The organism is Curtobacterium pomorum (assembly GCF_044497295.1).
Lineage (GTDB): Bacteria > Actinomycetota > Actinomycetes > Actinomycetales > Microbacteriaceae > Curtobacterium.
Genome location: NZ_CP172409.1, coordinates 1,655,396 through 1,666,229 on the forward strand (window position 1 = coordinate 1,655,396; position 10,834 = coordinate 1,666,229).

The window sequence follows — 10,834 nt, forward strand, 5'->3', positions numbered from 1 at the left end:
ACTCGGTGCCCCGCTCTGGCACCATGGGCGTGTGAGTGCTGCACCCGTCGACGACCTGACCCTCTCCGAGCGCTGGCTGACCGTCCCCGAGCTGGTGGACCTGTTCAGCACCAGCCCCGGTCGGATCCACCGCCTGTTCGAGGAGCGGACCCTGCTGGCGGCCCGCGTCGGTGGCGTCCTGCGCGTGCCGAGCGAGTTCCTCGAGGACCGCGAGCCCCTGCCCGAGCTGCGCGGCACCCTCACCGTGCTCGGCGACAACGGCTTCACCGACGACGAGGCTGTGCGCTGGATGCTCACCGTCGACGACTCGATGGGCGTCTCGCCCATCGCGGCGCTGCGCGCCGGTCGCAAGGCCGAGGTGCGCCGCGTGGCGCAGTCGCTGCTCTAGACGCGTTCCGAGCAGACGGGAGGCCCGGTGCCAGCTGGCACCGGGCCTCCCGTCCGTCCTGGGAGTGGGTCTAGGACGACCGGCGGCTGACCGTGTCGGCCAGCGACGCGAGCTGCTCCCGTGCCGACGGCGTCAGCGGCGACGCGTCGAGCGCCGCCTTCGCACGCTGCACGTGCCGGTCGATGGAGCGTTCGACCGCGGCGACCGCACCGGACTCGGTGAGGGTGGCGCGGAGCATCTGCACCTGCTCCTCGTCGAGGTCCGGGTCGCCGAGGAGCTCGTCCAGCAGCTGCCGCGGGCCGCTCGCCAGGGCCTTGCGCGCCGAGGCGATGAGCACTGTGCGCTTGCCCTCGCGCAGGTCGTCGCCTGCGGGCTTGCCGGTGACCTCGGGGTCGCCGAACACGCCGAGCATGTCGTCGCGCAGCTGGTAGGCGACGCCGAGGGGGAGTCCGAAGGCGCGGAGGCCCTCGAGCTGCGACTCGCTCGCGCCGGCCACCAGGGCGCCGATGACGAGCGGTGCCTCGATCGAGTACTTCGCCGACTTGAAGACGATGACGCGCTGGGCGCGGAGCAGGTGCTCGGACTCGTCGATGACGGGCCAGGCTGTTTCCTCGTGCACGTCGAGGTACTGGCCCGCGGTGACGTCGAGGCGCATGGCGTGGAACTCCTGGCGCACGATGCGGCCGCGCACCGGGTCGAGGAGCGCGAGGCCCTCGTCGAACACCGAGTCGCTGAGGGAGAGCAGCAGGTCGCCGAGCAGCAGCGCCGAGTTCGTGCCGTACTGTCCGCGGTCGCCGACGAAACCGGACTCCTGGTGGAGCGACTCGAAGCGGCGGTGCGCCGCGGGACGCCCGCGACGGGTGTCCGAGCGGTCCATGATGTCGTCGTGCACGAGCGCCGCTGCGTGGAAGACCTCGAGCGCCGCGGCGACCGTGACGATCGCCTCGGCCGTGGTCTGGCGGGAGCCCTCGGCGAGCGGGTCGAACGAGCCCGAACGGCCCGCCACCGACTGCCATCCCCAGTAGCAGAACAGCGCCCGGAAGCGCTTGCCGCCGGACAGCAGATCACGTGCGTACAGGTCGAACGGGGCGAGATCGGGGCTGATCGCGAGGAGCCGCTCACGCTGCTCGTCGAGTGCCCGGTCGATACGCGCCGATACGAGGTCCACTAATCGCGTACTCTCAGCCACAGTCCCTACCCTAGTGGAGCGGTTGGGACATAGAATCGGTCCACTCAACCGAGTGTTTTCCAGCCCGGTTGTTCAACCCCGCGTCGATCCCAGGAACAGAGGGAACCCAGATGCCGCTCTCGGAACAGGAGCAGCGCCTTCTCGAAGAGATGGAGCGCAGCCTCTACCAGAACGATTCCGATTTCGTGGCGCGTGTCACACGTCGACAGGGTCGTCCGACGTACACGGCCATCACGCTCGGTGTGCTCGGTGCACTCGCCGGCGTCGCGATCGTCATCGTCGGTCTCGTGATCAAGGCCCCGCTGCTCGGCATCCTCGGCTTCGTCGTGATGCTCGCCGGTGTCCTCTTCGCCTTGCGCCCGGGCATGCGTGCCCCGAAGGCGAAGCCCGCTCGGCCGGGTGCTCCGGCGTCCGGTGGTTCGGCTCGTCCGGGCAGCGGTGGCAGCGGCGGCGGGTCCTTCATGGACCGGATGAACGACCGCTGGGACAAGCGGAACGACCAGGGGCAGTAGCAGCCCTCCACACTCCTCCCTCGTGACGGGGTCGACCTTCGGGTCGGCCCCGTTTTCGCGTTTCCGGGTGCGTTCGCGCGGGCGAGCGCCGTCGAGGTTCCGAAATCTCGGCATCTCGCGCGCCCTGGCGTCCGTTCGTGGAACCTCGGCGACTCGCGCGCGGCATGTCGTGGAACCTCGGCGCGGTGCCGGCGCCGTGGTGTGAGCAGCCGGGCCTCCCGCACCACATCGGGCCGTGCTCCGCCGCGCCGCCGTGACGCTCCACCGACTGCGAAAGTCCTCCACTTTCCTCCACGCCCTCCACTCCGGCCCAGATCCCCGCCATGACGGGCATCCGCGGCGATGGCTCAGCGGCAACCGGCGCTCGAACGGCCCCAGAAGGGGTGTCACGGGGCGAAAAGGGAGCGAAATCCTGCGCGTGGGGAGGGGAGTGGAGTAAAGTGGGGCTTGCAACGGTCCGGTGGAGCGGAGGGGAGGCCCGACGTGCTGCTCGGTACTCATGCCCCGAAGCTCGACGAGAAGGGTCGCGTGATCCTCCCCGCCAAGTTCCGGGACGAACTGTCCGGGGGACTCGTGATGACCCGCGGCCAGGAACGCTGCGTCGTGGTCTTCAGTGCCCGGACGTTCGAGGAACTCCACGAGCGCATCCGGACCGCACCGATGACGTCGAAGCGCACCAGGGACTACATGCGCCTGTTCCTCTCGGGGGCCAGCGCCGAACAGCCCGACAAGCAGAACCGCGTGACGATCCCGCAGAACCTCCGTGAGTACGCGGGGCTCGAGCGGGACCTGACGGTCATCGGCAGCGGTGACCGTGCCGAGATCTGGTCGACCACCGCGTGGGAGGCCTACTACGCCGAAGCCGAAGAGGCGTTCGCCGACAACGACGAGGAGGTGATCCCGGGGATCTTCTGATCCGTGGATCGGGACTCCCAGCCGTGAAGCCCTGACATCACTTCCCCGATGTCAGGTCGCATGGATGGGGATCCGGACCCGCGGCCCAGGAGACGAGGGGCTGCACATGGCCGACAACGACAACGGGACGCCACGCTTCCCGCACACGCCGGTGATGCTCGAGCGCATCGTCGACCTGTTCACGCCGACGCTCGACGGACCGGGCAAGGTCGTCGTGGACGCCACGCTCGGCATGGGCGGGCACTCCGAGGGGCTGCTCGAACGGTTCCCGGAGCTCACGCTCATCGGTCTCGACCGCGACACCGACGCCCTCGGCATCGCGGGGGAGCGACTCGCCCGATTCGGCGACCGCGTCCGTCTGGTGCACACCGTGTACGACGGCATCGTCGACGCCATCGAGGGCGAGGGCTTCCGTCAGGTCGACGGTGTGCTGTTCGACCTCGGTGTCAGCTCGCTGCAGCTCGACCGGGCCGAGCGCGGCTTCGCCTACAGCCAGGACGCGCCGCTCGACATGCGGATGGACCGGACCGAGGGGCAGACCGCCGCCGACGTCCTGGCCACCTACGACGAAGGCGAGCTGCGCCGCATCTTCCAGCGCTACGGCGAGGAGAAGCTCGCCGGCCGGTACGCCCGCGCCATCGTCGAGCGCCGAGCGAGCGCACCGTTCACGATGTCCGGCGACCTCGTCCAGGTGCTCCACGACGCGACCCCGGTCGCGATCCAGCGCCAGGGCCACCCGGCGAAGCGCGTGTTCCAGGCGCTGCGCATCGAGGTCAACGCCGAGCTCAGTGTCCTCGAGCGCGCGATCCCGGCGGCACTCGACGCCATCGCGGTCGGTGGCCGGATCGTCGTCGAGTCGTACCAGTCGCTCGAGGACCGCATCGTCAAGCGGGCGCTCGTGGAGCGCACGAAGTCGAGCGCTCCCGCCGGGCTGCCCGTCGAGCTCCCCGAGCACGCCCCCACCTTCTCCCTGATCGTCAAGGGCGCCGAGCTGGCCGACGAGGCCGAGCGCGCTGCCAACCCCCGAGCAACACCCGTGCGCCTGCGCGCGGCCGAGCGGATCCGGAAGTGACATGAGCACGAACCTCGCACTCGTCGACCCCGTCGTCGTCCCGTCCCGCACCCCGCGCCCGGACCGACAGAGCCGACCGGAGCTCGTCGAGGTCACCCCGACCGCGGCGCAGCGTCGTGCACGGCCCCGCATCGGCTACGCCGTCACTGCGGTCGTCGCGCTCGGCATCCTGCTGCTCGCCCAGCTCGGCATCAGCATGGTGCTCAGTCAGGGGGCCTACACGCTGAGCGCCCTCGGCACCGAGCAGACGAACCTCTCCCGCACGCAGCAGTCGCTCTCCGAGGAACTCCGCGTGCTCGACTCGCCGCAGAACCTGGCCCGCAACGCGCAGTCGCTCGGGATGATCGCCAACTCCACGCCGGTGTACCTCGACCCCAAGACGGGCCGGGTGTACGGCACGCCGACGCCCGCGGTCGCCGACCCGGCCACGGCGAGTACGGAGAACCAGGTGCCGAACTCGCTGCTGAACGACGTCCCCCTCGCCGCGAAGCAGGGCGACACGTCGACGAGCAAGGAGACGGGCTCGACGACCGGCAGCGCGAGCAGCACCGGCAGCACGAGCACCGCCGGCAGCGCCGCGTCTGAGAAGACGAGCGGCGCCAGCGCGTCGGACGCGGGTTCCTCGAAGTCCTCCGTAGAGTCCGACGCGAACCAGCTCCAGGCGCCCTCCACCCGGTGACCTGCGGGTCTGCACCACCCTCAGCACCATCCGGGAAGGACCGCACCGCGTGACGAAGACGATCCGCAACCGCCGACTGCGATACAGCATCGTGATGATCGCCGTGATCGCCCTGGTGGGCGTCTTCGTGGTCCGTCTCGTCGACATCCAGGTCGTGCAGGCCTCGGCCCTCAACGAGCAGTCCACCCAGAAGCGCAGCATCCCGGTGACCATCTACGGCACCCGCGGCTCGATCGTGGACCGCAACGGGACCGAACTCGCCGACAGCGTCACCCGGTACAACATCACCACCGCCCCGCGCCTCGTCAAGAAGTTCACGGGCAAGCTCGGTGGGACACGGGTCAAGGACATCAGCGTGTCGACGGCGCTCACCGCTCTGGCGAAGGCCTCCGGCGGTGACGTCGCGACCATGCGGAAGAACATCGCCGCGAACCCGAAGTCGGACTTCGCCTACCTGGTCAAGGGCCTCGACGTGAAGCACTACGAGGCCGTGACCGACCTCGGCATCCCGTGGATCTACAAGGAGCAGCAGGCGTCGCGGGTCTACCCGACGGGCGCGACCACGGGCAACGTGACCGGCTTCATGGGCACCGACGGCGCGCAGGCCGGCCTGGAGTACGCGTACAACAAGTGCCTGGCCGGCACGAACGGCTCGGAGACCTACGAGCGCGGTGAGGACGGCGTCCAGCTGCCGGGCAGCACCGTCACGAAGAAACAGGCCAAGGACGGCGGCACGCTCGTCACGACGATCGACAGCGACCTGCAGTACATGGCGCTGCAGACCATCGCGTCCGCCGCGAAGACCCTGCAGGCGGAGTCCGCGACGGCCACGGTCACGAGCGTGAAGACGGGTGAGCTGCTCGCGGTCGCCGACTACCCGACGGTGGACCCGAACGACGTGGACGCCACCACCGACAAGGGAGCGTTCGGTTCTCGGGCCCTCACGGCGAGCTACGAGCCCGGATCGACGATCAAGGCCGCCATCGCCGCTGCCCTGATCGACCAGGGCAAGTCGAGTCCCACCGACCAGGCGGTCGTGCCCTACTCGCGTACGTTCCCCTGGGGTGGGACGATCCACGACTCGGAGTTCCACGAGACCGAGAACCTGACGCTGACGGGCATCCTGCAGAACTCGTCGAACGTCGGCATCACCGAGCTCGGCTCGCGGCTGACGGCCCAGCAGCGCTACGACTACATGCAGAAGTTCGGACTGTTCGAGCCGGAGTCGGCGATCGACTACCCGGGCCAGCCGTCGATGGACTACGGCTCGAGCCCGAACTGGGACCAGCAGACGAACATCAACTCGATGTTCGGCCAGGGCATCTCGACGACCGCGGTCCAGGTCGCCAGCGTGTTCCAGACCATCGCGAACGACGGTGTCCGGATCCCGCTGCACTTCGTCAAGGGGTGCACCGCCTCGGACGGTACGACGATCGACGCGCCCGACGTGCAGAAGCAGCGCGTCGTGTCCGCCGCCGCCGCGACGCAGGTCACCGACATGCTCCAGAGCGTGGTCACGGGCGGCACGCTCGTGGGCATGAAGCCGATCTCGGGCTACAACATCGCCGCGAAGACCGGTACGGCCGAGGTGGCCGAGGGCTCGAAGGGCTACGGCGGTCAGCGCATCACCTCGGTGGCCGGAATGGCACCCGCCGAAGACCCCCAGTATGTTGTCACGGTGACGTTCACGAAGCCGCAGACCAACAAGTGGTCGAGCGGAGCGGCTCCGGCGTTCCGCACACTCATGTCCCAGGTGCTCGAGAAGTACCGAGTAGCCCCCTCCGCGTCCGAGGCGAAGCTCTACCCGTCCACGTGGTGAGGAAGAAGGAATACTTGTCCGCACGGATCCCCCCGGTCCTCCGGCCCGAACACCCCACCCCGAGGGCGGTCGCCGAACTCGCGAACGCGTTCGGCCTCCGCGTCGTCGGCTCGGTCGACGCCGTCGAGACGACCGGTGTCACGCTGAGTGCCGCCGAGGTGCAGCCGGGTGACGTCTTCGTCGGCGTGCACGGTGCGAACCGTCACGGGGCGGAGTTCTCCGCCGAAGCCGCCGAGCGCGGTGCCGTCGCCGTCCTGACCGACGACGCCGGTGTGGCGAGCGCGCAGGCCGCCGGTCTGCCGGTGCTCGTCGTGGACGACCCCCGTGCTGCCCTGGGGGACGTGTCGGCCTGGGTCTACCGCACCCACCCGGACGAGGCCACCGACCTGCCGCAGCTGTTCGCCGTCACCGGCACGAACGGCAAGACGAGCACGTCCTACATCCTCGAGGGGATCCTCAAGCAGCTCGGCCTGGTCACCGGCCTGAGCTCGACCGCCGAGCGCCACATCGGCGCGCTCAGCGTGACGAGCCGCCTCACCACGCCCGAGGCCAGCGAGATGCACGCGCTCCTCGCCCGGATGCGCGAGAGCGAGGTGCGCGCGGTCGCCGTGGAGGTGAGCGCACAGGCACTCAGCCGCCACCGGGTCGACGGCATCGTCTTCGACGTCGCAGCCTTCACGAACCTGTCGCACGACCACCTCGACGACTACGCCGACATGGAGGAGTACTACCAGGCGAAGCTCCCGCTGTTCCAGCCCGAGCACGCCCGTCGCGGCGTCGTCTCGCTGGACACCGACTGGGGCCACCGCGTGGTGCAGGACTCCCGCATCCCGGTCACGACGATCACGGTGCACCCGGACGTCGAGGCCGAGTGGCACGTCGACATCGTCGAGGCACACGCCGCCTACACCGAGTTCCGCCTCACCGGTCCCGAGGGTCGCGAGCTCACCACCCGTGTGCCCCTGATCGGCTGGCACATGGCCGCGAACGCCGCACTGGCGATCGTCATGCTGGTCGAGGGCGGATTCGAGCTCGGTGCGATCGCGCACGCGCTCGAGACGAACCACCGCCGCTACCCCGACGAGGACGAGCGCGAGCAGCGCGGCGAACGGACGAGCGCCATCGAGTGCTACCTGCCCGGCCGGACCGAGCGCGTCTCGGGCGAGCACGGCCCGAGCGTCTACGTCGACTTCGGGCACAGCGCCGACGCCTTCGAGAACACCCTCGCCGCCGTGCGCCAGTTCACGCCGGGCAAGGTCCTCATGCTGTTCGGCGCGGACGGTGACCGTGACACCACGAAGCGCGGCGACATGGCCCGCGTCGCAGCGGCCGGCAGCGACATCCTCGTCGTCACCGACCACCACCCCCGCTTCGAAGACGCCGCATCGATCCGGAAGACCCTGGTCGACGCCGCGCGCGAGGCGTTCCCGGACCACGAGCTGCACGAGGTGAGCCCGCCAGAGGCCGCCATCCGCCTGGCCGTCGGTCTGCTCGGCGAGGGCGACTCGATCCTCTGGGCCGGCCCCGGCCACCAGGACTACCGCGACATCGCCGGCGTCCGCACTCCCTACTCGGCACGCGACGAGGCCCGTCAGGCCCTGCGCGAAGCGGGTTGGGAACCGAACTCCGGTCCGGCCGAGGACCTCCGATGATCGCGCTCACCCTCGCCGAGATCGCCACCGCGGTCGGCGGCGAGCTCATCGGTGGCGCCCAGGCGACCGACGTCGCCGAGCCCGGCGACCTGGTGGTCGAGGGCTCGGTCGAGACCGACTCGCGCCTGGTCCGTCCCGGCAGCGTGTTCTTCGCCCTGCCCGGCGAGGTCACGGACGGGCGCCGCTTCGTGCCCGCCGCGACCGAGGCCGGCGCAGCGCTCGTCATCACGCCCGAACGGGTGGACACCTCCGCGCCGCAGATCGTCGTCGCGGACGGGTACGCCGCCCTCGCCGCGCTCGCGCACGAGGTCGTCACCCGCGTCCGGATGGCGTCCGCCGACCGCGTCGACGCCGAGGGACGGCCGGCACCCTTGCGGGTCGTCGGCATCACCGGCTCGAACGGCAAGACGAGCACGAAGAACATGCTCCGGACGATCCTCGAGCAGCACGGCGAGACCGTCGCGCCCCAGGGGTCCTTCAACAACCACGTCGGGGCACCGATCTCGATGCTCCGGGTCACGTACGACACGCGGTTCCTGGTCGTCGAGATGGGGGCGAGCGGCGTCGGCCACATCGCCGCGCTCGTGCGCATCGCCGAGCCGGACGTCGGGGTCGTGCTCAAGGTGGGCCTCGCGCACGCCGGCGAGTTCGGCGGCATCGAGGCCACGCAGCGGGCGAAGTCCGAGATGGTCACCGACCTGCCCGCGTCCGCGACCGCGCTGCTCAACGTCGACGACGACCGGGTCGCGTCGATGCGCGACCTGACGGCCGCGCAGGTGGTCGGCTTCGGCACGTCGGCGGATGCCGACTACCGCATCACCGGCATCGAGACGGACCGCAGCGGCACCCGCTTCACCCTCACCGCGCCTCCCGTCCGCCAGGAAGGTGACCGTCCGGCGGACGGGACCCAGCCTGGAGGCCCGGATCACGTCGACGTGCGCCTCGCGATCCTGGGTGAGCACCACGCGATGAACGCGGCCGCCGCCCTGACGGTCGCCCACCGCTGGGGTGTCCCGCTCGCCGACGGCGCCGCGGCGCTCGCGTCGATGACGCGCGCCGAGCGCTGGCGCATGGAGCTGCTGCAGGGCGGCCCCGAGGGCGTCACCGTGATCAACGACGCCTACAACGCGTCACCGGACTCGACCGCAGCGGCGCTGCGGACCCTGGCGCAGATCGTGCGTCCGGGGGAGCGGACCGTCGCCGTGCTCGGCGAGATGGCCGAGCTCGGCGAGTTCTCGACCGAGGAGCACGACCGCATCGGCCGGCTCGTCGTCCGTCTCGGCATCGGGCAGCTCGTGGTCGTCGGCCGCGGCGCCATGCCCATCCACCAGGCCGCCACCCTCGAGGGATCGTGGGACGGCGAGTCGGTGTTCATCGAGGACGTCGACGACGCCGTCCGGTCACTCCAGGACATGCTCCGCCCCGGCGACGTGGTCCTGGTCAAGTCCTCGAAGTCGGCGGAACTGCGATTCCTCGGCGACCGCCTCGGAGGTGTCACCGAATGATCGCGCTCCTCATCGCCGGCGCTGTGTCGCTGGTGTTCACGTTGCTGCTCACCCCGTTCTTCATCAAGCTGTTCCACCGTCTCGGGTGGGGGCAGTTCATCCGTGACGACGGCCCGCAGTCGCACCACACCAAGCGCGGCACCGCGACGATGGGCGGCATCGTCCTCATCATCGGTGCGGTGATCGGGTACTTCGTCGGGCACCTGGTCGGGGGCGACTCGATCACGCTGTCCGGCCTGCTCGTGCTCTTCCTCATGGTCGGCCTGGGCTTCGTCGGGTTCATCGACGACTTCCTGAAGGTCCGGCGCCAGCGGAGCCTCGGGCTCGGCGGCTGGGCGAAGGTCCTCGGCCAGGTCATCGTCGGGGTCATCTTCGCGACGGTCGCCCTGGTGGTGCCGACGTCGAACGGCAAGCCCCCGGCGTCGACCATGATCTCAGCGGTCCGGGACATCCCGTGGCTCGACTTCATGGCGCTCGGCACCGTCATCGGCACCGTGCTGTTCCTCGCCTGGATCGTCCTGCTGACGGTGTCCACGTCGAACGGCGTGAACGTGGCCGACGGTCTCGACGGTCTCGCGACCGGTTCGAGCATCCTGGCGATCGGCTCGTACGTGATCATCGGCTTCTGGCAGTCGAACCAGATCTGCGGCGGTGCACGGCTCGACGCGAGCACCGAGCACGCCTGCTACACCGTGAGCAACCCGCTCGACCTGGCGGTCGTCGCGGCCGCGGTCTGCGGTGGGCTCATCGGCTTCCTCTGGTACAACACGTCGCCGGCGCAGATCTTCCTCGGCGACACGGGTTCGCTCGGCCTCGGTGGCGCGCTGGCGGGTCTCGCGATCCTCAGCCGCACCGAGCTGCTGCTCATCCTGATCGGTGGCCTGTTCTTCATCGTCACCGGCTCGGTCATCCTGCAGCGGGCGTACTTCAAGATCACCCACGGCAAGCGGATCTTCCGGATGAGTCCGCTGCACCACCACTTCGAACTGAAGGGGTGGGCCGAGGTGACGGTCGTCGTCCGGTTCTGGATCATCGCGGGGCTCTTCGTCGCCGCGGGGGTCGGCCTCTTCTACCTCGAATGGATCGCACGCGTTGGTTGACCA

At 69.9% G+C, this 10,834-nt stretch carries 10 protein-coding genes; 9 read left to right on the top strand and 1 reads right to left on the bottom strand.

The genetic code is table 11. The annotated features are described in order from the left end of the window. Window positions 1-31 precede the first annotated feature (31 nt). Window positions 32-388 (top strand): Rv2175c family DNA-binding protein, encoded by a 357-nt coding sequence (locus tag ACGH48_RS08000; protein ID WP_123313150.1) that lies wholly within the window; start codon window positions 32-34, stop codon window positions 386-388. Window positions 389-458: 70 nt separating this feature from the next. Here ACGH48_RS08000 and ACGH48_RS08005 read toward each other — a convergent pair whose 3' ends face one another. Further along, window positions 459-1,577, bottom strand: a complete 1,119-nt coding sequence (locus ACGH48_RS08005) for a polyprenyl synthetase family protein (protein ID WP_123312961.1) — start codon at window positions 1,575-1,577, stop codon at window positions 459-461. A gap of 110 nt (window positions 1,578-1,687) precedes the next feature. On the opposite strand from ACGH48_RS08005, the gene ACGH48_RS08010 reads away from it, so the two are divergent. The 8 genes from ACGH48_RS08010 (at window position 1,688) to mraY (ending at window position 10,831) form a co-directional block, all read left to right on the top strand. After that, window positions 1,688-2,089, top strand: coding sequence for a DUF3040 domain-containing protein (locus tag ACGH48_RS08010; protein ID WP_396290948.1), 402 nt, complete (start codon window positions 1,688-1,690; stop codon window positions 2,087-2,089). 483 nt (window positions 2,090-2,572) lie between these two features. Then, the gene (gene mraZ, locus ACGH48_RS08015; RefSeq protein WP_071254530.1) at window positions 2,573-3,004 is read left to right on the top strand and encodes a division/cell wall cluster transcriptional repressor MraZ; all 432 of its coding nucleotides are present in this window, start codon (window positions 2,573-2,575) and stop codon (window positions 3,002-3,004) included. Between the two features lie 106 nt (window positions 3,005-3,110). Continuing rightward, window positions 3,111-4,076, top strand: coding sequence for a 16S rRNA (cytosine(1402)-N(4))-methyltransferase RsmH (gene rsmH, locus ACGH48_RS08020; RefSeq protein ID WP_222660701.1), 966 nt, complete (start codon window positions 3,111-3,113; stop codon window positions 4,074-4,076). Window position 4,077: 1 nt separating this feature from the next. After that, entirely contained in the window at window positions 4,078-4,755 is a 678-nt protein-coding gene (locus ACGH48_RS08025) for a hypothetical protein (protein ID WP_396290949.1), read from the top strand. A 49-nt stretch (window positions 4,756-4,804) separates the two neighbouring features. Continuing rightward, a complete protein-coding gene (locus ACGH48_RS08030) occupies window positions 4,805-6,574 on the top strand; it encodes a peptidoglycan D,D-transpeptidase FtsI family protein (RefSeq protein ID WP_396290950.1) in 1,770 nt (589 codons plus the stop codon). Between the two features lie 14 nt (window positions 6,575-6,588). Then, entirely contained in the window at window positions 6,589-8,226 is a 1,638-nt protein-coding gene (locus tag ACGH48_RS08035; protein WP_123312956.1) for a Mur ligase family protein, read from the top strand. After that, window positions 8,223-9,731: a UDP-N-acetylmuramoyl-tripeptide--D-alanyl-D-alanine ligase gene (gene murF / locus ACGH48_RS08040; RefSeq protein ID WP_396290951.1), complete on the top strand. Its 1,509-nt coding sequence runs from the start codon at window positions 8,223-8,225 to the stop codon at window positions 9,729-9,731. The genes ACGH48_RS08035 and murF overlap by 4 nt, the downstream gene beginning before the upstream one ends. Further along, entirely contained in the window at window positions 9,728-10,831 is a 1,104-nt protein-coding gene (gene mraY, locus ACGH48_RS08045) for a phospho-N-acetylmuramoyl-pentapeptide-transferase (RefSeq protein WP_123312954.1), read from the top strand. Before murF ends, mraY begins: the two co-directional genes overlap by 4 nt. The last annotated feature ends 3 nt before the right edge of the window (window positions 10,832-10,834 follow it).

Excerpts from the sequence above, each read along its gene's own strand:
- murF (WP_396290951.1), top strand. The coding sequence starts at position 8,223 with ATGATCGCGCTCACCCTCGCCGAGATCGCCACCGCGGTCGGCGGCGAG.
- mraY (WP_123312954.1), top strand. The coding sequence starts at position 9,728 with ATGATCGCGCTCCTCATCGCCGGCGCTGTGTCGCTGGTGTTCACGTTG.
- ACGH48_RS08025 (WP_396290949.1), top strand. The coding sequence starts at position 4,078 with ATGAGCACGAACCTCGCACTCGTCGACCCCGTCGTCGTCCCGTCCCGC.
- ACGH48_RS08010 (WP_396290948.1), top strand. The coding sequence starts at position 1,688 with ATGCCGCTCTCGGAACAGGAGCAGCGCCTTCTCGAAGAGATGGAGCGC.
- rsmH (WP_222660701.1), top strand. The coding sequence starts at position 3,111 with ATGGCCGACAACGACAACGGGACGCCACGCTTCCCGCACACGCCGGTG.